Source organism: Ancylobacter sp. FA202 (assembly GCF_000380205.1).
In the GTDB taxonomy this organism is placed as follows: domain Bacteria; phylum Pseudomonadota; class Alphaproteobacteria; order Rhizobiales; family Xanthobacteraceae; genus Ancylobacter.
Window position 1 is genome coordinate 349,652 of record NZ_KB904818.1, and the last position, 25,464, is coordinate 375,115.

At 67.6% G+C, this 25,464-nt stretch carries 24 protein-coding genes and 1 tRNA gene; 16 read left to right on the forward strand and 9 right to left on the reverse strand.

Annotation, left to right across the window (positions count from 1 at the left end; all coding sequences use genetic code 11):
* Positions 1-53: 53 nt before the first annotated feature.
* Together A3M1_RS0101575 and A3M1_RS0101580 are read left to right on the forward strand one after the other, a co-directional pair.
* Complete coding sequence (locus A3M1_RS0101575) at positions 54-515, forward strand: NUDIX domain-containing protein (protein WP_018387194.1); 462 nt, start codon at positions 54-56, stop codon at positions 513-515.
* A gap of 121 nt (positions 516-636) precedes the next feature.
* A tRNA-Met gene (locus tag A3M1_RS0101580) sits at positions 637-713 on the forward strand.
* Between the two features lie 83 nt (positions 714-796).
* On the opposite strand, the gene A3M1_RS0101585 is transcribed toward A3M1_RS0101580, so the two are convergent.
* Together A3M1_RS0101585 and A3M1_RS0101590 are read right to left on the reverse strand one after the other, a co-directional pair.
* A complete protein-coding gene (locus A3M1_RS0101585) occupies positions 797-1,324 on the reverse strand; it encodes a BA14K family protein (protein WP_026221083.1) in 528 nt (175 codons plus the stop codon).
* A 207-nt stretch (positions 1,325-1,531) separates the two neighbouring features.
* The gene (locus tag A3M1_RS0101590) at positions 1,532-1,969 is read right to left on the reverse strand and encodes a heme-binding protein (RefSeq protein WP_018387196.1); all 438 of its coding nucleotides are present in this window, start codon (positions 1,967-1,969) and stop codon (positions 1,532-1,534) included.
* A gap of 220 nt (positions 1,970-2,189) precedes the next feature.
* Between A3M1_RS0101590 and A3M1_RS0101595 the strand changes: the two genes are divergently transcribed.
* From A3M1_RS0101595 to A3M1_RS0101605, 3 genes are all read left to right on the forward strand, one after another.
* The gene (locus tag A3M1_RS0101595) at positions 2,190-3,173 is read left to right on the forward strand and encodes a TRAP transporter substrate-binding protein (RefSeq protein ID WP_018387197.1); all 984 of its coding nucleotides are present in this window, start codon (positions 2,190-2,192) and stop codon (positions 3,171-3,173) included.
* Positions 3,174-3,284: 111 nt separating this feature from the next.
* The gene (locus tag A3M1_RS0101600; RefSeq protein ID WP_018387198.1) at positions 3,285-3,833 is read left to right on the forward strand and encodes a TRAP transporter small permease; all 549 of its coding nucleotides are present in this window, start codon (positions 3,285-3,287) and stop codon (positions 3,831-3,833) included.
* Positions 3,830-5,149 carry a TRAP transporter large permease gene (locus tag A3M1_RS0101605; RefSeq protein WP_245261541.1) on the forward strand — a complete coding sequence of 440 codons (1,320 nt, stop codon included), beginning with the start codon at positions 3,830-3,832 and terminating at the stop codon, positions 5,147-5,149. The genes A3M1_RS0101600 and A3M1_RS0101605 overlap by 4 nt, the downstream gene beginning before the upstream one ends.
* Positions 5,150-5,297: 148 nt before the next feature.
* On the opposite strand, the gene A3M1_RS0101610 is transcribed toward A3M1_RS0101605, so the two are convergent.
* Complete coding sequence (locus tag A3M1_RS0101610; RefSeq protein ID WP_018387200.1) at positions 5,298-8,273, reverse strand: FAD-binding and (Fe-S)-binding domain-containing protein; 2,976 nt, start codon at positions 8,271-8,273, stop codon at positions 5,298-5,300.
* Positions 8,274-8,453: 180 nt separating this feature from the next.
* Here A3M1_RS0101610 and A3M1_RS0101615 point away from each other — a divergent pair, with 180 nt between their 5' ends.
* On the forward strand, positions 8,454-9,659 hold the full coding sequence (locus tag A3M1_RS0101615; protein WP_018387201.1) for an alanine--glyoxylate aminotransferase family protein: 1,206 nt from the start codon (positions 8,454-8,456) through the stop codon (positions 9,657-9,659).
* A 126-nt stretch (positions 9,660-9,785) separates the two neighbouring features.
* On the forward strand, positions 9,786-10,469 hold the full coding sequence (locus tag A3M1_RS0101620; protein WP_018387202.1) for a GntR family transcriptional regulator: 684 nt from the start codon (positions 9,786-9,788) through the stop codon (positions 10,467-10,469).
* 154 nt (positions 10,470-10,623) lie between these two features.
* Here A3M1_RS0101620 and A3M1_RS0101625 read toward each other — a convergent pair whose 3' ends face one another.
* Positions 10,624-11,220: an FMN-dependent NADH-azoreductase gene (locus tag A3M1_RS0101625; protein WP_018387203.1), complete on the reverse strand. Its 597-nt coding sequence runs from the start codon at positions 11,218-11,220 to the stop codon at positions 10,624-10,626.
* A 105-nt stretch (positions 11,221-11,325) separates the two neighbouring features.
* Here A3M1_RS0101625 and A3M1_RS0101630 point away from each other — a divergent pair, with 105 nt between their 5' ends.
* The 4 genes from A3M1_RS0101630 to A3M1_RS0101645 all read left to right on the forward strand — a co-directional run bounded on the left by A3M1_RS0101630 (position 11,326) and on the right by A3M1_RS0101645 (position 14,814).
* A complete protein-coding gene (locus tag A3M1_RS0101630; RefSeq protein ID WP_018387204.1) occupies positions 11,326-11,733 on the forward strand; it encodes a helix-turn-helix domain-containing protein in 408 nt (135 codons plus the stop codon).
* A 185-nt stretch (positions 11,734-11,918) separates the two neighbouring features.
* Positions 11,919-12,674 (forward strand): GntR family transcriptional regulator, encoded by a 756-nt coding sequence (locus tag A3M1_RS0101635; RefSeq protein ID WP_018387205.1) that lies wholly within the window; start codon positions 11,919-11,921, stop codon positions 12,672-12,674.
* A gap of 86 nt (positions 12,675-12,760) precedes the next feature.
* Positions 12,761-14,011 carry a CaiB/BaiF CoA-transferase family protein gene (locus A3M1_RS0101640; protein ID WP_018387206.1) on the forward strand — a complete coding sequence of 417 codons (1,251 nt, stop codon included), beginning with the start codon at positions 12,761-12,763 and terminating at the stop codon, positions 14,009-14,011.
* Positions 14,008-14,814 carry an enoyl-CoA hydratase gene (locus A3M1_RS0101645; RefSeq protein ID WP_018387207.1) on the forward strand — a complete coding sequence of 269 codons (807 nt, stop codon included), beginning with the start codon at positions 14,008-14,010 and terminating at the stop codon, positions 14,812-14,814. Before A3M1_RS0101640 ends, A3M1_RS0101645 begins: the two co-directional genes overlap by 4 nt.
* 121 nt (positions 14,815-14,935) lie before the next feature.
* Here the strand turns inward: A3M1_RS0101645 and A3M1_RS0101650 are convergent, their stop codons facing one another.
* From A3M1_RS0101650 to A3M1_RS0101670, 5 genes are all read right to left on the reverse strand, one after another.
* The gene (locus tag A3M1_RS0101650) at positions 14,936-15,949 is read right to left on the reverse strand and encodes an amino acid ABC transporter substrate-binding protein (protein WP_018387208.1); all 1,014 of its coding nucleotides are present in this window, start codon (positions 15,947-15,949) and stop codon (positions 14,936-14,938) included.
* Between the two features lie 62 nt (positions 15,950-16,011).
* Positions 16,012-16,644, reverse strand: a complete 633-nt coding sequence (locus A3M1_RS0101655) for a L,D-transpeptidase (RefSeq protein WP_018387209.1) — start codon at positions 16,642-16,644, stop codon at positions 16,012-16,014.
* 167 nt (positions 16,645-16,811) lie between these two features.
* Positions 16,812-18,131, reverse strand: a complete 1,320-nt coding sequence (gene xylA, locus A3M1_RS0101660) for a xylose isomerase (RefSeq protein WP_018387210.1) — start codon at positions 18,129-18,131, stop codon at positions 16,812-16,814.
* The gene (xylB, locus tag A3M1_RS0101665; RefSeq protein ID WP_018387211.1) at positions 18,128-19,585 is read right to left on the reverse strand and encodes a xylulokinase; all 1,458 of its coding nucleotides are present in this window, start codon (positions 19,583-19,585) and stop codon (positions 18,128-18,130) included. Before xylB ends, xylA begins: the two co-directional genes overlap by 4 nt.
* Before the next feature lie 35 nt (positions 19,586-19,620).
* On the reverse strand, positions 19,621-20,658 hold the full coding sequence (locus tag A3M1_RS0101670; RefSeq protein ID WP_026221084.1) for a LacI family DNA-binding transcriptional regulator: 1,038 nt from the start codon (positions 20,656-20,658) through the stop codon (positions 19,621-19,623).
* 333 nt (positions 20,659-20,991) lie between these two features.
* Between A3M1_RS0101670 and xylF the strand changes: the two genes are divergently transcribed.
* From xylF to A3M1_RS0101695, 5 genes are all read left to right on the forward strand, one after another.
* Positions 20,992-21,987 carry a D-xylose ABC transporter substrate-binding protein gene (xylF, locus tag A3M1_RS0101675; RefSeq protein WP_085930259.1) on the forward strand — a complete coding sequence of 332 codons (996 nt, stop codon included), beginning with the start codon at positions 20,992-20,994 and terminating at the stop codon, positions 21,985-21,987.
* A 135-nt stretch (positions 21,988-22,122) separates the two neighbouring features.
* Positions 22,123-23,481 (forward strand): sugar ABC transporter permease, encoded by a 1,359-nt coding sequence (locus A3M1_RS0101680; protein WP_018387214.1) that lies wholly within the window; start codon positions 22,123-22,125, stop codon positions 23,479-23,481.
* Between the two features lie 11 nt (positions 23,482-23,492).
* Positions 23,493-24,311 carry an ATP-binding cassette domain-containing protein gene (locus A3M1_RS0101685; protein ID WP_018387215.1) on the forward strand — a complete coding sequence of 273 codons (819 nt, stop codon included), beginning with the start codon at positions 23,493-23,495 and terminating at the stop codon, positions 24,309-24,311.
* A gap of 94 nt (positions 24,312-24,405) precedes the next feature.
* Complete coding sequence (locus A3M1_RS0101690; protein WP_018387216.1) at positions 24,406-24,816, forward strand: hypothetical protein; 411 nt, start codon at positions 24,406-24,408, stop codon at positions 24,814-24,816.
* A gap of 84 nt (positions 24,817-24,900) precedes the next feature.
* Complete coding sequence (locus A3M1_RS0101695; protein WP_018387217.1) at positions 24,901-25,464, forward strand: copper chaperone PCu(A)C; 564 nt, start codon at positions 24,901-24,903, stop codon at positions 25,462-25,464.

Sequence of the window (25,464 nt, forward strand, 5' to 3'; positions counted from 1 at the left end):
AAAGCGCCAGTGGTCACGCTTTCGGCAGTTCGCCCGCACCACCGCCCACACCCATGCCGGCTTCGCGGCGGCTTCTGGTTCGCATTCTCCACCTGTGGGGCCGTTGGACGCGCGGCGTCACGCTCGGCGTGCGCGCCGTGGTCATCGACGCCGACGGTGCCGTGCTGCTGCTGCGCCACACCTATGTGCCGGGCTGGCACCTGCCGGGCGGCGCGGTCGACCCGGGCGAGACGGCCGAAGCCGCCATCCTCCGAGAACTGCAGGAGGAAGCCGCCATCCTCGCGACAGCGCCGCGCCTGCACGGCCTGCTGCTGAACCTCAATCTCGCGGCGCGCGATCATGTCGCGGTCTATGTGGTCGAGCAGTTCGAGCAGGGGCAGCCCCAGGTGCCGAATCGCGAGATCGCCGAAATCGGCTTCTTCCCAGCGTCCGGCCTGCCGCCGGGCACCACCCCCGCCACGCGCCGCCGCCTCGCCGAAGTGCGGGAAGGCCTCCCCGCGCCGGCCCATTGGTAGGCCTTTGGATCAAGCCGTCGGGGGCAACGCGCTTTCCCGCCTTGACACCGTCCGGGCCGCTTCCTTATATCGCGCCACTTCGCAGGTCGGCCGTCACCCGATGGGTGGGCTGGTTTGTTGTGGCGGGGTAGCTCAGCTGGTTAGAGCACGGGAATCATAATCCTGGGGTCGGGGGTTCAAGTCCCTCTCCCGCTACCACAACAACCTGAGATGTTTTCAAAACACGGCACAAAAAAGCCCGGCCGAAGCCGGGCTTTTCGTTTACCGCGTGCGCGGAAGGTTCACGGCGAAACGCACTGCTGGCGCGGGCCGTTATAGGGCTGGAAGGTGTTGTCCGACGCCCGGTAGGAGCGATACTGGCTGGCGCACCACTGCACATGGTTGCTGCCGCCCGAATAGGACTGCGAGGGCTGGTTGGCGATGGCGCCAAGCGCGCCGCCAATGATCGCACCCGCAGCAAAGGCACCGGCGGGGAAGTACCAGCCATTATACTGGCGGTAGCCGGGGCGGTAGTAATTATAGCCGCGGTAGCCATTGTAATAATGGTTGCCGCCCTGGCGCCAATAGCCACGGCGTGCGCCCTGGCGGTAACCCTGACGGTTCCCCTGGCGATAACCCTGCCGATAGGCGCGGCGGTTATTCGGGCGGTACTGGACGTTTTCCACCTCGGCGACCGGGTTGGCCGCCGCAAGCGGAGAATTTGCCAGCGGCGCCACAGCCTGCGGCATCATCGGCAGCGCCATGACCGGCGCCGCAGCGGAAGTAAAGACCATCGCGGCCGCAGCAATGGCAATAGACAATTTTTTCATCGTAGCATTCCTCCGATATATTGACCGTTGCTGATGTAATAACGGCCTGCCGATGAATGCTCGCTGAACGAAAACTATCGAGAATTGACAGGTTTCTGAACAAGCGTTCACAATCGCCGCAGTACGGCGTTCGATGGACTTAACGCAGAAAGGCGCCCGGGGTTCCCGCGCGCCTTCGCTGGTCGATAACCAAGTGCTTTGGAAACGTCAGTCGGCGCCGGGGTCGGCGACAAAGCCCGCCGCCGCGATGCCGGCGCTGGCCGCCGCCTCGTCATTCTCGGAGGTGTCGCCGGAGATGCCGACCGCGCCGATCACCTCCCCGGCCGCGTTGCGGATCAGCACGCCGCCCGGCACCGGCACCAGCGCACCGCCGGCGAGATGGCTGACGGCGGCAACGAAGAAGGCCTGCTCCTTCGCCCGCTTGAAGATCGAGCGCGAGCCCATGCCGAGCGAGAGCGCGCCATAGGCCTTTCCATGGGCGACCTCGAAGCGCTTCAGGCTGGTGCCGTCCTCCGCCGCCGACACCTTCACCGCGCCGCGCGCATCGAGCACGACCACCGCCATAGGCTTGAAATTGCCGGCACGGCACTGGCCGAGCGCGGTGGAAAGGATGGTCTGGGCGGCGTCGAGGCTGAGATCGGACATGCGTTTCCCCTGCATTGGGCGTGTTTTTCGGCACCCGACTGTGCCTTTCGCGGCCGGACCGTCAAGTCTCGCCTTGCCATGGCGGCTAATTTTTGCATTCATAATTCATAGTTCGGTTTTGCTAGGGATAGACGACGCCATCCGGCGCCCGCCCCTGGCCATTCCGCACGACAGAAAAGCACCGGAAAACCGGGCACGAGGAAACCCAAAGGAGCATGCCATGATCCGCATCACGCGAATCGTGTCGGCGATTGCCGGCACACTCTTGCTTGCCGCCACGGCGGCGGCCGCGCCCATCGAGATCAAGCTGGGCCATGTGGGCGAGCCTGGTTCGCTGTTCGACCAGACCTCGCAGGAATTCGCCAAGCGCGCCAACGCCAAGCTCGGCGACAAGGCCCATGTCACCGTCTACGGCTCCAGCCAGCTCGGCGGCGACACCGAACTGCTGAAGAAGCTGAAGCTCGGCACCGTCGACCTCGCCCTCCCCTCGACCGTGATGACGACGGTCGCACCGGAGTTCGGCGTGTTCGAGATGCCCTATCTGGTCAAGGACCGCGATCACGCGGCGAAGATCCGCGACGCCGTCATCACCCCCGTTCTGGTCCCGATCGCCAAGGAAAAGGGCTACGAGATCATCGGCGTGTGGGAGAACGGCATCCGCCACGTCACCAACAACACCCGGCCGGTCAACAAGCCGGACGACCTCAAGGGCATCAAGCTGCGCGTGCCGCAGGGCGTGTGGCGGGTGCGGATGTTCCAGGCCTATGGCGCGACGCCGAGCCCGATGGCGCTGTCGGAAGTCTTCGTCGCGCTGCAGACCGGGGTGATGGACGGCCAGGAGAACCCGCTGGCCCAAATCTACCCCTCGCGCTTCCAGGAAGTGCAGAAGTACCTGTCGCTGACCGGCCACGTCTACACACCGGCCTATGTCACCGCCGGGCGCAGCTGGTCCAAGCTGCCGCCGGACGTGCAGAAGGCGCTCGCCGAGACCGCCGTCGAGATGCAGCCCGTCGCGCTTGAAATTGCGGCCAAGCTTGATGACGAGCTTCTCGGCAAGCTCAAGGAAGCCGGCATGCAGGTGAACGAGGTCGACAAGGCCGCCTTCATCGAGGCGTCGAAGCCGGTCTATGAGGAGTTCGCGAAGGAAGTGCCGGGCGGCCAGAAGCTGGTCGACGACTCCCTCGCCCTCGGCAAGGGCTCCTGAGCCCCCTTCCGGCCGGCGGCCCCTGCGGCACGCCGGCCGGAACGCCGCACGACCCTCCCCCCGCTCCTTACAGAACGCGCGGCCGAGCGCCCGCGCCCGTGGAACAGGCACATGCTCGCACTCAGAAGATCCTATGACCGGATCTTGGAAATTATCGCCGCAGTGCTGATGGCGGCCCTCACCGTCATCATCGTGCTCGGCTTCGTGTTCCGGGCCGCCGGCCTGTCGCTGGTCTGGTACGACGAGATCGCCTCGATCGGCCTGTGCTGGCTGACCTATTATGGCAGCGCCCTGGCCGCGCTGCGCGGCGCCCATATCGGCTTTCCCGGCATCGTCAACGCCTTCCCGCCGTCGCTGCGCGTCGCCAGCACCATCCTGGCGGAGATCATCGTGCTGGTGTTCTTCGTCATCCTCACCGTCACTGGCCTTGAGGTGCTCGACATCCTCCAGGGCAGCACACTGGTCTCGCTGCCGAACGTGTCCTTGGTCGTCACCCAGTCGGTGATCCCGATCACGGCGGTGCTGTTCATCATCGCCGAACTGATGCGCTTTCCCGAGGTGCTGGCCGCCGCACGCGGCGCCGGCTTCGAGGATCACGAACTGAAGGAAGCGCTCGAGACCATTCAAGAGACCCCGGCAAGCGGAGGCACCCCCCGATGAGCAGCACAATGGGTCTGATGTTCCTCGGCCTGTTCGGCATGGTGCTGCTGAACGTGCCTATCGCGGTGGCGCTCGGCATGGTGGCGGTGGTTGCCATCTGGGCGACGCAGGGCGGCGACATGCTGCCGAACGTGGCGCTGGTCATGTTCGAGGGCGCCACCAACTTCCCGCTTCTCGCCATTCCGCTGTTCATCCTGGCGGGCGGCATCATGAACTCGTCGTCGATTTCGCGGCGGCTGATCAACCTCGCCTCCGCCATGCTCGGCTTCGTGCGCGGCGGCCTCGCCATGGTGACGATCGGCTCGTCGATGTTCTTCGCCGAGATTTCCGGCTCGGCGGTGGCCGGCGTCGCCGCGCTCGGCTCGCTGCTGATCCCGGCCATGAAGAGCCGGGGCTACAGCAAGGAGTTCGCGGCCGCGATCTCGTCATCCTCGGCCAGCCTGGCGATCATCCTGCCGCCCTCCATCCCGATGATCCTCTACGCGGTCATGGCGCAGGTGTCGGTGGTGAAGATGTTCATCTCCGGCCTGCTGCCCGGCCTGCTCGGCGGCGCCGGCCTCGCCCTGGCGAGCTGGTACTACGCGGTGAAGAACGACTTTCCCGTCGAGCAGCGCTTCGCCTGGAGCCGTTTGGTAACGGCGTTCCGCGAAGCCCTGTGGGCGCTGATGCTGCCGGTCATCATCCTCGGCGGCATCTTCGGTGGCTTCGTCACCGCCACCGAAGGCGCGGCGGTCGCCGTTTGCGCGGCGCTGTTCATCGCCATCGTGGTCTATCGCGAGCTGAGCTTCACCGCGCTTTACCGCGCCCTCGTCGACGGCGCGCTGCAGACGGCGGTGGTCATGCTGCTGGTCGCCTCCTCGGCACTGGTCGGCGTGTTCCTCACCGAGAGCCGGGTGCCGCAGGCGCTGGCGAGCTCGATCGCCGACTTCACCACCAACCCCTATCTCGTGCTGCTGCTGCTCAACATCCTGTTCCTCATCCTCGGGATGTTCCTGCATTCGGCGGCCGCGATCATCCTGACCGTGCCCATCGTCCTGCCGCTGATCCAGCAGGTCGGCATCGACCCGGTGCATTTCGGCCTGGTGCTGACGCTGAACCTCGCCATCGGCCAGCAGACGCCGCCCGTCGCCTCGGTGCTCATCGCCGCCTGCTCGATCGCCAAATCGGACATCTGGCAGACCACCAAGGCCAATCTCGGCTTCCTGTTCGTGCTGCTCGTGGTGCTGATGATCTGCACCTATGTGCCATGGTTCGCCCTGGCGCCGACACAGTGGTTCTATGGCGACCCCTCGATTGGCGCCATGCCGACCAACTGACGGCCGAGCGCGCCGGATACCCCAGCCTCCCCGGTTCCCACCGGGGAGGCTTTTTCTTTGCCCAACGCGCCGGGATGGCCGCGCCATGAAAAAGCCCCCGCGCCGGGGCGCGGGGGCTTTGAGAACGACAGGCCGGCGGAGCGGGAGGCTACTCCGCCGCCTCCATCTGGCGCGCCGGCGTTCCCGCCCGTGCCGCCGCGAGGCTCTTCGCCAGCACGGCGACCACATGCACCGCGTCGCGGGCGGCGCCGTCATGGATCTGGTGGCGGCAGGAGGTGCCGTCGGCAACGATCAGCGTGCCCGCCTCTGCCTGCCGCACCGCCGGCAGCAGCGAGAGCTCGGCCATGGCGAGCGAGGTGTCGATGGTCTCGCTGTGATAGCCGAAGGCCCCCGCCATGCCGCAGCAGCTCGACTCCACCGTCTCGACGTGAAGGCCCGGCACCAGCCGCAGCGCCTTCTCCACCGCCCCCATGGCACCGAAGCTCTTCTGGTGGCAGTGGCCATGCAGCAGCGCCTTCTCGGCCAGCGGCGCCAGCGGCAGGTCGAAGCGGCCAGCGTCGATCTCGCGGGCGATGAACTCCTCGATCAGCAGCGCATGGGCGGAAAGCATCTGCGTCCCCTCCCCCGGCAGCAGCGAGGGCAGCTCGTCGCGGAAGGCGAGCAGGCAGCTCGGCTCCAGCCCCACCACCGGCACGCCGCGCGCCACGAAGGGGGCGTAAGTGTCGACCACCCGCCGCGCCTCGGCCTTGGCCTCGTCGACCAGTCCGGCGGAAAGGAAGGTCCGCCCGCAGCATAGCGCGCGCTTGTTGCCATCGACCGGGCGCGGCATGTGCACGCGGTAGCCGGCAGCGGTCAGCACCTCCAACGCGGCGACGACGTTCTCCTTCTCGAACCAGCGGTTGAAGGTGTCGGCGAACAGCACCACCTCGCGCCCGCCCTCCGGCCCGAAGGCCACCGCTTCCTCGCGGAAGGCGTCCGCCCGCCAGCGCGGCAGCGATCGGCGGGCGCTGAACTGGGCGAGAACTTCCGAGACTTTCGCCGCCCCCGGCAGCGTGTCGCGCAGGTTCAGCAGCCACGGCACGCGGGAGGCGAGGCCGGCATAGCGCGGCATATAGGCGACGAGCCGCTGGTGCAGGGTGATGCCCTTCGCCTTCGCCCGCGCGGCCAGCGCCTCGATCTTCATCTTCGCCATGTCGACGCCGGTCGGGCATTCGCGCCGGCAGCCCTTGCAGGACACGCAGAGCTTCAGCGTCTCCATCATCTCGTCGGAGGCGAGCGCATCGGGGCCCAGCCGGCCGGAAAGGGCGAGGCGCAGCGTGTTGGCGCGCCCGCGCGTCACGTCCTTCTCGTCGCGGGTGACGCGGTAGCTCGGGCACATCACGCCGCCCGCCGCCTTACGGCAGGCGCCATTGTTGTTGCACATCTCGATGGCGCCCTGCAGGCCGCCACCCTCGCCGGAATAGCCGGACCAGTCGAGCGCCGCCTTGATCGGCGCCACCTTGTAGTCCGGGGCGTAGCGGAACAGGCTGCGGTCGTCGAATTTCGGCGCGCGGACGATCTTGCCGGGATTGTAGAGCCCGTTCGGGTCGAACCGGTCCTTCACCTCCTCGAAGGCGTGGACGAGACGGGAGCCGAACATGGTCTCGTGGAATTCCGAGCGCACGATGCCGTCGCCATGCTCGCCGGAATGTGAGCCTTTATATTCACGCACCATGGCGAAGGCTTCCTCGGCGATGGCGCGCATCGCCTTCACGTCCTTCTCCAGCCGCAGGTTCAGCACCGGGCGCACATGCAGGCAGCCCTCGGAGGCGTGGGCGTACCAGGTGCCCCTGGTGCCGTTGCGCTCGAACACCTCGGTGAGCCGCGCGGTGTAGTCGGCAAGGTGCGGCAGCGGCACGGCGCAGTCCTCGACGAAGGAGACGGGTTTGCCCGCCTGCTTCATCGACATCATGATGTTGAGGCCGGAGGTGCGCACATCGGCAATCGCCGCCTGCAGCCCGGCCTCGCGCACGCTCACCACGCCGCCCCAGCGCGCGCCCTCGCGGTCCCAGCCGAAGCCGAGATCGCCCATCGTGTCTTCCAGCAATTTCAGCCGGCGCTCATTCTCCGCCTCGTCCTCGGCGAACTCCACCAGCAGGATGGCGGCCGGCGTGCCGCGCACGAACTGCTTCAGCGTCGCCTGGAACATCGGGATGTCGCCGGCCAGCGCCAGCAGGGTGGAATCCACCAGCTCGACCGCGATCGGCTTGAGCTTCACCAGGTGCTGGGCGGCGTCCATCGCCTGGTAGAAACTGCCGAAATGGCAGGCGCCGATGACCTTCTTGCCGATCAGCGGCCAGAGCTTCAGCTCGATCCGGGTGGAATAGGCCAGCGTGCCCTCGGACCCCACGAGAATATGGGCGAGGTTGCTGCCGGCCGGGTTCGGCACCAGCGCGTCGAGATTGTAGCCGCCGACGCGGCGCTGCACGGCAGGGAAGCGCGCCGCCACCTCGCCCGCCTCGCGGGCCCCGAGATCGAACAGGTCGCGGGCGAGCGGCGCCAGCGGCGAATCCGGCGGCAGGCTCGACAGATTATGGTCCACCGCGCCGAAATGCGCCTTGGCGCCGTCGGCCAGCATGGCGTCGATCGAGAGCACATTGTCACGCATCGTGCCGTAGCGCAGCGAGCGCCCGCCGCAGCTATTATTGCCGGCCATGCCGCCGATAGTGGCGCGCGAGGCGGTGGAGACATCCACCGGAAACCACAGCCCGTGCTTCTTCAGCGCCCGGTTGAGGTCGTCGAGCACGATGCCCGGCTCGACCACGCAGCGCCGGTTCGCCACATCGAGTTCGAGAATGCGGTTGAGGTGCTTCGACCCGTCGATGACGAGCGAATCATTGATGGTCTGCCCGCATTGCGAGGTGCCGCCGCCGCGCGGGGTGACGGGAATGCCCTCGGCACGCGCCAGGGCGATGGCGCGCTCGGCCTCCTCCGTCGTGCGTGGCACCACGACGCCCAGCGGCATGATCTGGTAAAACGAGGCGTCGGTGGCGTAGCGCCCGCGATTGAAACGGTCGAACCACACATCTCCCGAAACTTCCGCCTTGAGACGCCGCTCCAGTCCGGGCGTCAGCCGTGCCGCCATGATGTGCTCACTCCCTCACGCCCATTCTGCCGACGCTGTCGCGCCGCCATGGACTTAAACGCATTTTGCATTCATAATTCATTTATGCAAGATGGGGACGCTGAAGCGGGCCTTTGTCTGCCACCCGCTCGCATCCGTGAAGAGGCGCAATCAGAGGCGCCGACCAAGGGAGAGAAGAAAATGTCCAGCAATGCCGCCCGGGTCGCGGGTCGTCATTTCCTGCAGATTCCGGGGCCGACCCCGGTGCCCGACCGCATCCTGCGCGCGATGGACATGCCGACCATCGACCATCGCGGCCCCGAGTTCCAGAAGCTCGGCAAGCGCGTGCTGGAAGGCATGAAGACCGTCTTCAAGACCGCTAACCCGGTCATCATCTACCCCGCCTCCGGCACTGGCGCCTGGGAAGCCGCCCTCGCCAATGTGCTCTCGCCCGGCGACAAGGTGCTGATGTTCGAGACCGGCCATTTCGCCACGCTGTGGAAGAACATGGCGATCAAGCTCGGCCTTCACCCGGAATTCATCGCCTCCGACTGGCGCATCGGCGCCGATGCCGACGCCATCGAGGCGCGGCTGCGCGAGGACAAGGCCCACGAGATCAAGGCGGTCTGCGTCGTCCATAACGAAACCTCGACCGGCTGCATCTCGCTCATCCCCGAGGTGCGCAAGGCCATCGACAATGCCGGCCATCCGGCGCTGCTGCTGGTCGACACCATCTCCTCGCTCGCCTCGATCGACTTCCGCCATGATGAATGGGGCGTCGACGTCACCGTTTCCGGTTCGCAAAAGGGCCTGATGCTGCCGCCCGGCCTGTCCTTCAACGCCATTTCCGACAAGGCGCTGGCGGCGGCGCGCAAATCCTCCATGCCCAAGCTGTTCTGGTCGTGGGAAGAGCAGCTGCCGCACAACGCCAAGGGCTATTTCCCCTACACGCCCGGCACCAATCTTCTGTACGGCCTCGCCGAGGCCATCGACATGCTGCATGAGGAAGGGCTGGACAACGTCTTCGCCCGCCATGACCGCCATGCCGAGGCCACACGCCGCGCCGTGCGGGCCTGGGGGCTGGAAGTGCTCTGCCGCGACCCGAAATACTATTCCTCCTCGCTCACCGCCGTGCTGATGCCGGAGGGGCACGACGCCGACGCCTTCCGCGAGAAGACGCTGAACCATTTCGACATGTCGCTCGGCACCGGCCTCACCAAGCTGTCCGGCCGGGTGTTCCGCATCGGCCATCTCGGCGACACCAACGACCTGACCATGCTCGGTGCGCTTTCCGGCGTCGAGATGGGCCTGTCGGTGGCCGGCGTTCCGCATAAGAAGGGCGGCGCCCAGGCGGCGATGGACTACCTCGCCGACTGCGCCCGCGACACGCTGAGCGCGGCGGCCTAAGGCGCGAGGCTCCAGCCGGCGCGCGACGTTCGTTGACCTTGCGAAATTCGCCGGCTGGAGCGATTTAAGGGGGGTGGAGATACCGCCTGCCGCGCCGCCACGCGCGGCGACCTGGAGATTCGCCTGATGGCGATGTCGGACACGGCCATCATTCCCCGTCGCAGCCTGCATGACGAGCTGGCGGCGCAGCTGCGCGACATGCTGATGCGCGGCGACCTGAAGGCCGGCGACAAGATCTCCGAACAGGCGCTGTGCCAGCGCTTCGGCGTCTCCCGCACCCCGCTACGCGAGGCGCTGAAGGTGCTGGCCAATGAAGGGCTGGTGATTCTCTCGCCCAATCGCGGCGCCAGCGTCGCCCGCGTCTCTCCCGACGAGGTGGACGAGCTTTTTCCGATCATGGGCGCGATGGAGGCGCTCGCCGGCGAGGTTGCCTGCGCCCGGGCCACCGATGCCGATATCGCCTCCGTGCAGGCGCTGCATGACGAGATGCTGGTGCATTACCGCGCCAGCGACCCGGCGGCCTATCTCCGGCTCAACCGCCGCATTCACGAAGCCTTCTTCGACATGGCCGGCAACACCGCCCTGACCCAGCTCTACCAGACGCTGATGGTCCGCATCCATGCGGTGCGCTTCGTCGCCCAGAAGTCCAGCGACCGCTGGCGCGAGGCGGTGGAGGACCATGAGGAGATGATGGCCGCGCTACGCGCCCGCGACGGCGCCCGCCTCGGCACCATCCTCAAGCTACACCTGCGCCACAAGGCGGCAATGGTGCATGAATCGCTCGAAGACCTCGCCCGCGCGGCCGAATAGGCCCTCCCCGCGCCGCGCGGTCCCACGTCAACCCGGACGGCCGAAGGCCGATCCGGGATCGTTTTCATGTCGGTGCGCGATCCCTGCTCTACGGCTTCGCCTTCGGCCGGGATGGCGCATGAAGGGCAGGCCCGTTGGCCTCGCTCCCCGTCCCTCACGCCGCCTTGAGTTCGCCCGCGCTCTTCAGCGCGCCTTCCAGCGCCGCCTCGCGCTGGCCGGCGGCGATGCCCTCGGCGATGATGAATTCGGGCGCGACCCCGATGAAGCCGAACACCCAGCGCAGATAGGTCTCGGCATGCTCGGCCACGGCGGCGAAGGACGGATCGGCGTAGCTGCCGCCGCGCGCCAGCGCCACGATCACCCGCTTGCCCTTGGCCAGCCCCTCCACCGCGCCGCCGGCGCCATAGGCGAAGGTCTTGCCGGGCACGAGGATACGGTCGATCCAGGCGCGCAGCTGGGTGGGAACCGAGAAATTATACATCGGCGCGCCGACCACCACGATATCGGCGGCAAGGAACTCGTCGAGCGCCTGCTGGCTCGCCGCATCGCCCTTGCCGCCGGACAGCGGATGGTCGGCCGGCATGGAAGCGGGCGTGGCGTGCGGCAGCGGGTCGGCGGCGAGATCGCGATAGACCACGCGCAGCGAGGGATCGGCCGCCGTCAGCCGCGCGACGATGGCGGCGCTGACCTGCCGGCTCACCGAATGTTCGCCGAGGATGGAGGAATCGAGGTGCAGAAGAGTGCGGGACATAGGGATGACCGTGTTTGGCTGGTTACGATTTGTAACCTGGACTAGTTACGTGCCTGTCCGTATCCTCCGCAAGAACGCACATCGCTGAACCTGAGGCACAGAGAAGTGACTGAGGAACATCCCCCTTTCCACACCGAGGGCTGCCTCGCGGTCAGCCGCGTGCTCGCCCGCGTCGGCGACAAATGGAGCGTGCTGATCGTCATGCTGCTGGCGGGAGGCCCGCGCCGCTTCAATGAGATGAAGCGCATGGTCGACGGCATTTCCCAGCGCATGCTCACCCTCACTTTGCGGGGGCTGGAGCGCGACGGGCTGGTTTCGCGCACGGTGTTTCCCACCATACCGCCGCGTGTGGATTACGAGCTGACGCCGCTCGGCCATTCGCTGCGTGAACCTGTCATGGCGCTCGGCCAGTGGGTGCAGGCCAATCTCGCCGACATCGCGCAGGCGCAGGCCGCGTTCGATCGGCGCGGCGCGCCCGAGGCCCCGCCAGCGCTGGCGCGGCGGTCGGGCTGAAGCCGCGTCCCGCGTCGGCGCCGAAAGCCGGGCCGCATCCGTAATTATTGATGACAGTTCCGGAATGCGCTAAGAAAGCGGCGGCCCCTCACATTCGGTGCGCGAGCGCCAGGGCTGAGCGACCCCGCCCGGCTCTCCGGGGCGAGGAAGCCCGTCGGGCCACAAGGCCGCCTGAGGACCATCGCATGCCGTCATCCACGATCGTCCGCCATTCTCTGCATGAATCGCTGGTGGCGCCGCTGCGCGAGATGATCCTGCAGGGCGAGTTGCAGCCGGGCGACAAGGTGCCGGAAGAACAGCTCTGCGAGCGTTTCGGTGTGTCGCGCACCCCGATCCGCGAGGCGCTGAAGGTGCTGGCAGCGGAGGGCGTGCTGCAGATCCTGCCGCATCGCGGCGCCATCGTCGCCCGCATCACCGAGGAGCAGATCGACGAGCTTTTCCCGATCATGGCCTCGCTGGAAAGACTCGCCGGCCTTCTCGCCTGCCCCCGCGCCTCCGACGCCGACATCGCCCGCATACGCGCTCTGCACGATACGATGATGGGGCATTTCGAGCGGGACGAGGAAGCCGACTATCTCCGCCATAACCGGCTGATCCATGAAGCCTTCTTCGAGATCGCCGGCAATGCGACCCTGTCGGCCTATTACCAGCAGATCCTCACCCGCATCCATGCCTGCCGCTTCGTGGTGCGCAAGAGCCGCTACCACTGGGCGGCGGCGGTGGAGGAGCACAAGGCGATGATCGAGGCGCTGGAAGCCCGCGACGCCCCCCGCCTCGGCGCGCTGATGGAGCGTCACGTCACCGGCACCACCGCCGGCATCGCCCGCGCCTTCATCGCGCGCAGCCAGGCCGCCAAGCTGCGTGAGGCGGAAGAGCACGCCCGGGCCGACAAGGCCCCTTCCGCGCGCGCCGGACGCCGGGCCGCCCTCCGCACGTCCTGAACCTGCCACCCGCTGGAGCGCCTGAGCGTTCAAACTATAATTATTGATTGTGAATGCGAACCACCCCGCAGAAAGGAAGCCCGCCGATGAGCGACGCTCTTGACCAGGCCCACGAAACGCCCACCGCGACGCAAGCTCCCCGCGCGCTGCCGCTGGCCGGCGTGCGGGTGCTCGATGTCAGCCAGGTGATGGCCGGCCCCTATAGCTGCATGCTGCTGGGCGACCTCGGCGCCGACGTCATCAAGATCGAGCCGCCCGGCACCGGCGACCAGACGCGCGGCGCCATGGGCTTCAAGATGAAGGGGCCGGACTCGATGGGCTTCCTCAACATGAACCGCAACAAGCGCTCCGTGGTGCTCAACCTCAAGAGCGAGGCCGGCCGCGAAGCCTTTTACGAGCTGGTCAAAAGCGCCGACATTGTGGTCGAGAACTACCGTCCCGGCGTGATGAAGAAGCTGAAATGCGACTATGAGACGGTCAGCAAATACAATCCCCGCCTCGTCTACGCCTCGATTTCCGGCTTCGGCCAGACCGGCCCCTGGGCCGGGCGCCCCGGCTTCGATTTGATGGCGCAGGCCATGTCCGGCGTGATGAGCGTCACCGGCCATCCCGGTGGCCCGCCTGTCAAGGCCGGCGTGCCGGTGGCCGATATCGGCTGCGGCCTGTTCGCCACCTATGCCGTGCTCGGCGCCTATATCGGCGCGAAGAACACCGGCGAGGGGCAATATATCGATGCCTCGCTGTTCGAGGCGGCGCTCGCCTTCTCGGTGTGGGACATTTCGGAATATTGGGGTCGTGGCACCGAGCCGATCCCGCTCGGCACCGCCAACCGGATGAGCGCGCCCTATCAGGCGGTGAAGTCCAGGGACGGCTATTTCGTCATGGGCGCCACCAACCAGAAGCTCTGGCTGCAGCTCTGCGAGACGCTGGAACGGCCGGAACTGGTGGACGATCCGCGCTTCCGGACCAACCCCGACCGACTCGCCCATCGCGAGGTGCTGATCGAGGAACTGGAAAAGAGCTTCGTCACCCGCACCTCGGACGAATGGGTGGAGAGCCTGCTCGCCGTCGGCATCCCCGCCGGCACCATGTACACCTACCCGGAAGCCTTCGAAAGCGAGCACGGCCAGCACCGGCAGATGCGGATGGAGATCGACCATCCCCATGAGGGCAAGGTCTCGAATATCGGCTTCGCGGTGAAACTCACCGGCACGCCGCAGCAGGTGACGCGCCATCCGCCGCTGCTCGGCCAGCACACGGACGAGGTGCTGGGCGAGATCGGTCTCGACGCCGCCGCCGTGGCGGCGCTGGCCGCGCGTGGAGCCTTCGCGCCATGAACATTGCCGCCGCCACGGACACCAAGGCCGCGCCCGCTGAGGGCCGCGTCCACTTCACCCGCGAGGGCGCGGTCGCCCGCCTCGTCTTCGACCGCCCCACGGCCCGCAACGCCATGACCTGGCGGATGTATGAAGAGATGGCGCAGGCCTGCGCGGCCATTGCCGCCGACCCGGCCATCCGCGTCGCCGTGCTGCGCGGCGCCGGCGGCCGGGCCTTTGTCGCCGGTACCGATATCGAGCAGTTCCGCGCCTTTTCCTCCGGCGCGGACGGCATCGCCTATGAGGAGAAGGTCGACCATTATGTGAGCCTGCTGGAGCAGGTGCCGGTGCCGACCATCGCCGTGGTCGAGGGCTGGGCGGCGGGCGGCGGCATGGCGATTGCCAATGCCTGCGACTTCCGTCTCGCCACACCGGGCGCGCGCTTCGGCGTGCCGATCGCCCGCACGCTGGGCAATTGCCTCTCGGCCTCGAACCTCCAGCGCCTCAGCGCCACGCTCGGCATCGGCTGGGTGCGGCGCATGCTGCTGGCGGCGGAAATGCCAACCGCCGAGGAACTGCCGGGGGATTATGTCGCGATCCACGCGCCGGACGCGATCGAGGCGGCACTGGACGATTTGTGCGGGCGGATCGCCAGCCACGCGCCGCTCACCCTGCGCGTCACCAAGCAGATGCTGGGCCGCCTCGCGCAAAACCCGCACGCGCCGGATGCCGACCTCGTCCGCGAGATCTATGGCAGCGCCGATTTCCGCGAGGGCGTGGAGTCCTTCCTCGCCAAGCGCCCGGCGCAGTGGCGGGGGCAATGAGCCCAGTCCCCTGAAACGCCGTCATCCCCGGGCTGGCCCGGGGATCCACGACCTGTGAGGGCCAAAAACGTGAATGGCCGGGTCAAGCCCGGCCATGACGCTCATCGGTGGAACACCCGCCTCAGCGGATCGGCGGCGCGTACTGGATGCCGCCGGCGCTCCACAGCTGGTTGATGCCGCGCGGAATACCGAGCTTGGACTGCGCGCCGATATTGCGCTCGAACACTTCGCCGTAATTGCCGACGCTCTTCACAATCCGCATCGCCCAGTCCGGGGTCAGGCCGAGCTTCTCGCCATAGGCGCCGTCCGAGCCGACAAAACGCTTCACGTCAGGCTTTTCCGATTTTGCCGCCTGGTCCAGCGTCTCCGTGCTGATGCCGAGTTCCTCGGCGTTCACCAGCGCGTAGAAGCTCCATTTGACGATGTTGAGCCAGTTGTCGTCGCCCTGCCGCACCACGGGGCCGAGCGGCTCCTTGGAGATGACATCGGGCAGCACGATATAGTCCGCCGGCTTGGCGAGCTTCAGCCGCAGCGCATAAAGCTGCGACACGTCGGTGGTCAGCACGTCGCACTTGCCGTCGGCATAGGCCTTCACCAATGCGTCGACGTCGGGGAGCAGGGTCAGTTCCAGCTCCATCTTGTTCTGCTTGAAGTAGTCCTGAACGTTCTCGATGCTCGTGGTGCCGGCCTGGGTGCAGACCTTGGAGCCGCCCAGCTCCAGCGCGCCCGTCACGTTCTTGGCCGCCGGCACCATGAAGCCCTGGCCGTCATAATAGGAGACGGCGGCGAACAGCAGGCCGAGATCGGCCTCGCGCTGCATGGTCCAGGTCGAGTTGCGCGAGAGCAGGTCGACCTCGCCCTTCTGCAGCGCCGGGAAGCGCGCCTCGGCGGAGAGCGGCACATACTCGACCTTCGACGCATCGTCGAAGATCGCCGCCGCCACCGCCTTGCACATGTCGACGTCGAAGCCGGCCCACTGGCCCTTCTCGTCCTTGGCCGAAAAGCCGGCGAGACCCTGGCTGACACCGCATTTCAGCGTGCCGCGCGCCTTCACGTCGGCGAGCGTGCCCGCCTGCGCGACGCCGGTCGTGAGAAGAATGCCGGCGGCGGCCAGCGCGGTTGCGATCCTGTTCATCTTTCCCCCAGTCCGAATCGAAAGGCGAGCGGCGCGACGTAAGGCGCTCACAGTTCCGGCACTCACAGTTCCGGCGCCTGCCGAATGACCACCTTCGTTCCCACCGGGACACGATTATAGAGGTCCTGCACGTCGGAATTGACCAAGCGGAAGCAGCCGGACGAGATCGCCATGCCGATCGTGTTCGGCATGTTGGTGCCGTGGATGCGGTAGACGGTGGAGCCGAGATAGAGCGCGGCGGCGCCCATCGGGTTGCCCGGCCCGCCGGCCATGAAGCGCGGCAGATAGGGCTGGCGGTCGATCATTTCCGGCGGCGGGGTCCAGTCCGGCCATTCCGACTTGCGGCTCACCTTCTGCAGCCCGGCCCACTGGAAGCCGTCGCGCCCGACGCCGATGCCGTAGCGCAGCGCCCGGTTGTCGCCGAGCACGAGATAGAGGAACCGCTCATTGGTGTGGACGATGATGGTGCCCGGCGGCTCATTGGTGCGGAAATAAACCGGCTGCCGGCGGAAGGCCGGGTCCAGCTGCTCTTCATCGGCCGAGGGCACATAGCCGGGCTTCTCAGGCACATCGACGATCTGGTTGCCCATGCCCGCCGCCGGGCGCATCTGCGCCTGCGCGCCGGCCAGCGGCAGCGCGAGCGCCATCGCCAGTGCCGCGCCAATCAGGCCGATTTTCATGCTCGCGAAAGGCATCGTGTCGTTTCCCCTCTGAAGGCCTGGCGCACGGCAAGGCGTGCGCCGAGTCACGGGTCGCTCCCTGAAAGGGGGATCGAACGGGGGAAATGACCTCAAGTCAATCACAGTGTGATGAAATCTGCGCCGGGCGTCACCGGCGCAGATCGCGTTTCAGGCGCCGGGCATCAGCGAAGGTAGCTTCCCACCAGCGCCTCCAGCCGCTCCTGCCGGCCCGACCGCGGCTGCGGGTCGAGGCCCTCCGCCGCCACCCGGGCGGCGATCGCCTCCAGCGAGCTGTCGGGCGCGAGCATCGCCTTGTTCGCGGGCGCCTCCCAGCCGGCATAACGATCATCGACCGCCTTCTGCAGCGCGCCGTCCTCGATCATGTCGGCGGCGATCAGCAGGGCGCGGGCGCACACATCCATGGCGGCCGCGTGAGCGATGACGAGGTCTTCCGGCTCGATCGACTGGCGCCGCACTTTGGCGTCGAAATTGGTGCCGCCGGTGGTGTAGCCGCCCGCGCGCAGGATTTCGTACATGGCGAGCGCCGTGTCCTCGACATTGGTCGGGAACTGGTCGGTGTCCCAGCCGGACTGGGCATCGCCCTTGTTCATGTCGATGGAGCCGAAAATGCCGAGCGCCGACGCCATGGCGATCTCGTGCTCGAAGCTGTGGCCGGCCAGCGTGGCGTGGTTGGCCTCGATATTGACCTTCACTTCCTTCTCCAGCCCGGCGCGGCAGAGCAGGCCGTAGACCGTGCCGACATCGAAGTCGTACTGGTGCTTGGTCGGCTCCTGCGGCTTCGGCTCGATCAGGATCGTGCCCTTGAAGCCGATCTTGTGCTTGTGCTCGACCACGAGGTTCAGGAAGCGGCCCATCTGGTCGAGTTCGCGCTTCAGGTCGGTGTTGAGCAGCGTCTCATAGCCCTCGCGGCCGCCCCACAGCACATAGTTCTCGCCGCCCAGCTCGTGGGTGACTTCGAGCACGTTCTTCACCTGCGCCGCGGAATAGGCGAACACATCCGGGTCCGGATTGGTGGCGGCGCCGGACATGAAGCGGCGGTTGGAGAACAAATTGGCCGTGCCCCAGAGCAGCTTGGTCTTCGAGGTCTCCATCTTGCGGGCGAAGATGTCGGCGATGGCGCGGACATTGGCGTTGGATTCGGCGAGCGTCCTGCCCTCGGGGGCGATGTCGCGGTCATGGAAGGCGAAGAACGGCACGTCGAGAATGTCGAACAGCTCGAACGCCACATCCGCCTTGGCGCGGGCCAGCGCCAGCTCGTCCGTGCCGTGCATCCACGGGCGCAGGAAGGTCTCGCCGCCAAAGGGGTCGCCGCCCGGCCAGGTGAAGCTGTGCCAATAGGCGACGGCGAAGCGCAGATGGTCCTCCATCCGCTTGCCCAGCACCACCCGGTCCTTGTCGTACCAGTGGAAGGCGAGCGGGTCCCGGCTCTCCGGACCCGCATATTTCAGCTTGTCGATGGCGGGGAAGAAGCGGGCGGTCATGAGGTCACTCCCTTGAGGGCGGGGTACAGCGCCTTGTAGAGCGCGTGCCGTTCCGCATAGGCCTGTTGAAGAACGGGGTCGGGTTCGATGGTCTCGATGCGGCGTGGCGGCAGGCAGATCTCGGCCGGGCTTTCGCCGGTCGCCGCCATGCGGGCGAGCCGCGCGGCGCCGAACGCCCCGCCACGCTCGCCATCCTCGACGCGGTTGAGCGGGATGCCCAGCACGCTGGCCAGCACCGCGATCCAGAAGCGCGAGCGCGAGCCGCCGCCAATCACGTCCGCCTGCGTCAACCTGGTGCCGGCGGCGGAGAGCGCATCGAGGCAATCCTTGAAGGCGAAGGACACGCCCTCCAGCACCGCCTGGGTCAGCTCGTCCCGGCCAGTGTCGTGGTCCATGCCGACAAAGGCGGCGCGGATCGCGGTGTCGTTGTGCGGCGTGCGCTCGCCGGAGAGATAGGGCAGGAAGGTGGCGCGCGAGGGCGCCTTGGGCGCCTCGCCCAGCGGCGCCAGCAGGTCGCCCGGCGCTTCCTTCGCCACATTCGCCCACCAGCCCAGCGCCGAGGCGGCCGACAGGATCACGCCCATCTGGTGCCAGGTGGCGGGAATGGCGTGGCAGAAGGCGTGCACGCTCGATTGCGGGTTGGGTGCGTAGCGGTCCGTCGTCGCCCAGAGGACGCCCGAGGTGCCGAGCGAGACGAAGGCATCATTGGCGCCGATCGCCCCCAGCCCGATGGCGCCGGCGGCATTGTCGCCCGCCCCGCCGGCGAGCACGGGCGGGTTCTCCATGCCCCAGCGCGCCGCCAGTTCCGGCTTGATCCGCCCGGCCGCCGCGCTGCCCTCAACGAGGCGCGGCATGTGCTCGCGCGACATGCCGGTCGCCGCCAGCGCCTCGTCCGACCAGTCGCGTCGGCCGACATCGAGCCAGAGCGTGCCGGAGGCGTCCGACATCTCCTCCACCATCTCGCCGGTGAGGCGGAAGCCGACATAGGCCTTGGGCAGCAGCACCTTGGCCATGCGGGCGAACAGGTCCGGCTCGTGCTTGCGCACCCACATCAGCTTGGGGGCGGTGAAGCCGGGAAAGGCGAGGTTGCCGGCAACCTGATGCAGCGCCGGAAAGCGCTCTTCCAGCTCGCGGCACTCAGCGGAGGAGCGCCCGTCATTCCACAGAATGGCCGGGCGCAGCACCTTGCCGAAGGCGTCGAGCAGCACCGCCCCGTGCATCTGGCCGGACAGGCCGATGCCGCGCACGGCGGCGAGCGCCGCCGGCTGTTCCGCCTTCAGCGTGTCGATGCTGGCCAGCGTCGCCTGCCACCAGTCCTCGGGGCTCTGTTCGCTGAAGCCGGGCTGCGGGCGGGAGATCGCCAGCGGCGTCTCCGCCGTCGCGATGACGGCCTGCGCGTCGTCGACCAGCACCGCCTTGATGGCGGAGGTTCCAATATCGAGGCCGAGATACATGCCTCACACCCTTTCGGCAAAACGGAGAGAAAACGTCACGGCAGGTTGTCCCGCAGGAAGATGTCGATGCGGATACGTTCCTGTTCGTTCATCAGCGGCTCGCCGGCGCAATGGGCCAGCAGCACCCGGGCGGCCGAGCGCGACTGGTGCCCGGCATCCTGGTTGATCACCGCGTCCATCACCCCGCGCAGCAGGAAGCGGCGCGTGTCGTCCGTAAGGTCGTGGCCGATGAAGATGAGGTCGCCGGCGCGGTTGGCGGCCGCGACCGCCGCGGCGATGCCGCGATTGCCGGCGCCGACATTGTAGAGGCCGACAAGGTCCGGCACGTCGCGCAGCATCTGCGAGACGATAGCCTCGTTGCGCTCGTCCTCGTCGAGGCTCTCGCGCACCGGCAGCACCTTCAGCGCCGCATATTCGCCGGCCATCACCTGGGTGAAGCCGAATTGCCGCTCAGCATGGTCGCGCAGCGCCGGGGTGCCGACGATGAGGCCGATGGAGCCGCGCCGCCCGCCGGCGAAGCGCCCGAGCAGGGTCGCGGCGGTGCGGCCGGCGGCGATGTTGTCGATGCCGACATAATGCAGCCGATGCGAGGACGGCACGTCCGACACCAGCGTCACCACCGCCACGCCCGAGGCGACGAGATCGTCGATCGCCGCCCGCACGCGCGGATGGTCGAGCGCCACGACGGCCACCCCGTCATAATGGCCCATCAACCCCTCAAGCGCCGTGGCCAGCGTTTCGGGGGCGAACACGTCGACGCGCAGCGTGTCGATATAGGCGTTGTTGGCGGCGAGCCAGCTCGTCGTGTTCGCCACCTGCTCGCCGAGCATCCGCATGAACACATTGGCGCCGGTCGGCAGCACGAAGCAGAAACGGTAGGTTTCCCCGCGCGCCAGCCGGGCGGCGGCGAGGTTCGGGCGGTAGCCGAGGCGGGACACCGCCTGCTTCACCCGCTCGGCCGTCACCCCCCGCACCCCGGCGCGGCCATTGAGCACGCGGTCGGCGGTGGCCAGCGAAACACCGGCCTCGCGGGCGACGTCTTGCAAGGTTATGCGCGAAACACCTCTGGACATGACGCCATGTTGCCCTCAAAATCTGAGGTACGCAACTCAGGCTTTGGAGCGTCGCTTTAGACCAAAGAGCGAGGAGCCGGCGCCCTCACGATTTGTTACATTGACCTCCAGCACCCCGCTGAGGCGTGGTGAAACCCTACCGCCGGCCCGCTCAGGGTCGGCCAATATGTCGACGCCCGGCCCGCTTGAGGTTCGGACGTCAGAAAAACGACCGAGGCCTGCGCGCCCCTTGCGGAGTGCGCGCCCAACCTCTGGCACCCGCCTGTCGCACCCCTTTGGGAGGAAAGCATGAATCTTAAACTGACGATTTCCGCCGTGGCCCTCGGCACGGTGATGGCGGTGGGCGTCGCCCACGCGCAGCAGCCCGTGGTCGGCGTGAGCTGGTCGAACTTCCAGGAAGAGCGCTGGAAGACCGACGAGGCCGCGATCAAGAAGGCCCTCGAAGCCGCCGGCGCCAAGTACATCTCGGCCGACGCCCAGTCCTCTGCCTCCAAGCAGCTGTCCGATGTGGAGGCGCTGATCGCCCAGGGCGCCACCTCGCTCATCATCCTGGCGCAGGATTCCGACGCCATCGCCCCGGCCATCGCCAAGGCGCAGAACGAGGGCATCCCGGTGGTCGGCTATGACCGGCTGATCGAGAACCCCTATGCCTACTACATCACCTTCGACAACAAGGAAGTGGGCCGCATCCAGGCCGCCGAGGTGATGAAGATCAAGCCGAAGGGCAACTACATCTTCATCAAGGGCTCGGCCTCCGATCCCAATGCCGACTTCCTGTTCTCCGGCCAGATGGAAACCCTCAAGGCCGCGATCGACAAGGGCGACATCAAGAATGTCGGCGAGGCCTATACGGACAGCTGGCTGCCGGCGAACGCCCAGCGCAACACCGAGCAGATGCTGACCGCCAATAACAACAAGGTCGACGCCGTCGTCGCCTCCAATGACGGCACCGCCGGCGGCGCCATCGCCGCGCTCGCCGCGCAGGGCCTTGCCGGCTCGGTGCCGGTTTCCGGCCAGGACGCCGATTTCGCGGCGCTGAACCGCATCGCGCTCGGCACCCAGACCGTGTCGGTGTGGAAGGATTCGCGCGAGCTCGGCAAGCGCGCCGCCGAGATCGCCCTCGAACTCGCCAAGGGCACCGAGCCCAAGGCCGTGAAGGGCACGACGACCTTCACCGACGGCCCGAAGAAGGTGCCGATGAACTCGACCTTCCTCACCCCGGTGCCGATCACCAAGGACAATCTCGGCGTGATCATCGAGGCCGGCTGGGTGCCGAAGGCCACCGTCTGCCAGGGCGTGAAGCCCGGCACGGTGAAGGCCTGCGACTGATCGACGTGCGATCGCTCGCATTGCGATCGATCCACCCGCGACAGATGCTGTAGCCCATTGCGCGGCGGGGGAAACCCCGCCGCCTGCCCACGCGACACCGCGCCCAGTCACGCGCGCGGCGGGGAGAGGACGCTCATGACCGACACCACCACGACCAGCACGCCCATCCCGGCAGCGCCGCCGCCCGGCAGCCCTGCGGCGAAGCCCGGCTCCCGGCCCGGCTCCTCCCCCGCCTCGGCGCCCACCAGCTTCATCGGCGCGCTGGAGATCGATGTCCGCTTCCTCGGCATGCTCGGCGCGCTCGCCGTCATCTGGGTGGTGTTCGACATCCTCGCCGGCGGCACCTTCCTCACCGCCCGCAACCTCTGGAACCTGTCGGTCCAGAGCTCGTCCATCGCCGTCATGTCCACCGGCATGGTGCTGGTGATCGTGATGCGCCACATCGATCTGTCGGTCGGCTCCATCCTCGGCGTCACCGGCATGATCATGGCGGTGTTCCAGGTCAGCACGCTGATGCCGACCTTCGGCTTCAACCACCCGGCGGTGATCATCCTCACCCTCGCCGCCGGCATCAGCGCCGGGGCCGCCATCGGCGCCCTGCACGGCTTCGTCATCGCCTATCTCGGCGTGCCCGCCTTCATCGTCACGCTGGGCGGCCTGCTGGTGTGGCGCGGCGCCGCCTGGGCGGTGGCCGAGGGCAAGACGATCCCGCTCGTCGACGACAATTTCAAGCTGCTCGGCGGCGGTGCCAATGGCTCCGTCGGCGAGATGTGGAGCTGGGTGATTGCCATCATCGCCTGCCTCGCCATCGCCGCCGCCGCCGTGCAGGCGCGCCGGCAGCGCCAGCGCTTCCATTTCCCGCAGAAGCCGGTCTGGGCTGAATTCGTCATCGTCACCGCCGGCTGCCTGGCGGTGATCGCCGCGACGCTGGTGGTCAACGCCTATACGCTGCCCCCCGTGCTGGCCCGCCGCTATGCCGAGGCCGCCGGCCTCACCGTGCCGCCGGAAGGCATCGCGATCAGCTTCGGCTTCGCCATTCCGGTGCTGGTGGCGCTCGCGGTCGGCATCGTCATGACCTTCGTCACCAACCGCACCCGCTTCGGCCGCTATGTCTTCGCCATTGGCGGCAACCCGGAAGCGGCTGATCTCGCCGGCATCAACACCCGCCGCGTCACCCTGGCGGTGTTCGCGCTGATGGGGGCGCTGGCGGCGATCGGGGCCGCCATTTCCACCGCCCGGCTCAATTCGGCGACCAATGCGCAGGGCACGCTGGACGAGCTCTATGTCATCGCCGCGGCGGTCATTGGCGGCACCTCGCTCGCTGGCGGCTCCGGCACCATCGCCGGCGCCATGCTCGGCGCGCTTGTTATGCAGAGCCTGCAATCGGGCATGGTGCTGATGCGCGTCGACACGCCCTACCAGAACATCGTGGTCGGCATCGTGCTCGTCTTCGCCGTGTGGATCGACACGGTCTACCGCAAGCGGATCAAGTGAGGAGCGCGCCCATGAACGCCGTCACATCCCCCCTCGCCCCCGGCGCCTCCCGCATCGAAGGCACGCCCATGGTGGAGATGCGCGACATCTGCATCTCCTTCGGCGGCATCCGCGCCGTCGATGACGTCTCGGTCGATCTCTATCCCGGCGAGGTGGTCGGCCTGCTCGGCCATAATGGCGCCGGCAAGTCGACGCTGATCAAGATCCTCGCCGGCGCCTACAAGCCGGATGCCGGCGAGATCCGCATCAAGGGCGAGAAGGCCGACATTGCCAACCCGCGCGACGCCAAGCGCTATGGCATCGAGACGATCTACCAGACCCTCGCGCTGGCCGATAATGTCGACGCCGCCGCCAACCTCTTCCTCGGCCGCGAGCTGATGACCCCCTGGGGCACGCTCGACGACGTGGCGATGGAGGCGGCGACGCGCGAGGTGATGGGCCGGCTCAACCCGAACTTCCGCAAGTTCAAGGAGCCGGTGCGCGGCCTCTCCGGCGGCCAGCGCCAGTCGGTGGCGATCGCCCGCGCCATCCACTTCAACGCCAAGATCCTGATCATGGACGAGCCCACCGCCGCGCTCGGCCCGCAGGAGACGGCGCAGGTGGCCGAGCTGATCAAGCAGCTCAAGGCCGAGGGCATCGCCATCTTCCTCATCAGCCACGACATTCACGACGTGTTCGACCTCGCCGACCGGGTGAGCGTGATGAAGAACGGCAAGCTGGTCGGCACCGCCCGCACCTCCGATGTCACCAAGGACGAGGTGCTGGGCATGATCATCCTCGGCAAGAGCCCGCCCGGCGCGCTGGCCGGCCCCGGCGCCGCCACCGACTGATCGCGCGTCATGAAACCACGGGCCGGGCAGCGGCGGCGTGCCGCTGTTCCGGCCCCTCCCCGGCTGTGATAAGACGCAGGCGAGGGAGCATGCCGTGTCCGCCACCATTGCGATGACCGAGGAGACCCGACCGGCCGGCGCCCTGCGCCGCTGGGCGCTGGTGCTCGCGGTCGCCTATGTGCTGGTGCTGCAGGCCCTGCTCGGCGGCCTGGCCAGCGGCGCCCATGCGGTGGGCTTCCTCACCGTCGACGCCTTCGGCCAGACGCTCTGCCTCAGCGGCCATGGCGAGCCCGCAACGCCGGGCGAGCCGGCGCGCCATACCCCCGATTGCTGCCTCACCGGCTGCCAGACGGCGCCCGCTAGCGCCCTGCCGCCGCCGGTGGTGGCACTCGCGGCCCTGCCGGCGCACCCTCTTGAGGCCCGTCCTCTACCGCCGCGCGCGGCCGGCCTCGCCCGCGCGCCCGAGCGCTCGCCTGGCCATATCAGGGCCCCTCCCCGCGCCTGACGCCTGCCGCCTACCGCAGAACGTCAGTCGAAACACCGGCCGCAGGCACGCATCCGTGCCGCGCCGGCACCGAGGGAGACCACCATGCTTCACCCCACGCTCCGCACCATCCTGCGCCGCGCCCTTCGCCGCACCGAAGACCGCATCGGCTTCGCCATCCTGGCCGCCGCGCTCGGCCTGTTCGTCATGCAGCCGGCCTTCGCCCATGAGTACAAGATCGGCAACCTCGAAATCGAGCACCCCTGGGCGCGCATGACTCCGGCAGGCGCCAAGGTCGGCGGCGGCTACCTGACCATCGAGAATGAGGGCAAGGAGGCCGATCGCCTCGTCTCCGCCACCGCCGAGGTCGCCGGCCATGTCGAGATCCACGAAATGGCGGTCAAGGACGGCGTCATGACCATGCGGATGCTGCCGGATGGGCTGGAAATCCCCGCAAATGGCGAGGCCAAGCTGGCGCCGGGTGGTTTCCACCTGATGCTGATGGACCTCAAGCAGCCGCTGAAGGAAGGCGAGAGCTTCAAGGGCACGCTCACCTTCGCCAAGGCCGGCAAGATCGACGTCTCGTTCAAGATCGAGGGCATGGGTGGCCCCAAGGGCGCGGAAGCTTCCGGCCATGACGGGCACAATCACGGCACCCCCGCCAACTGA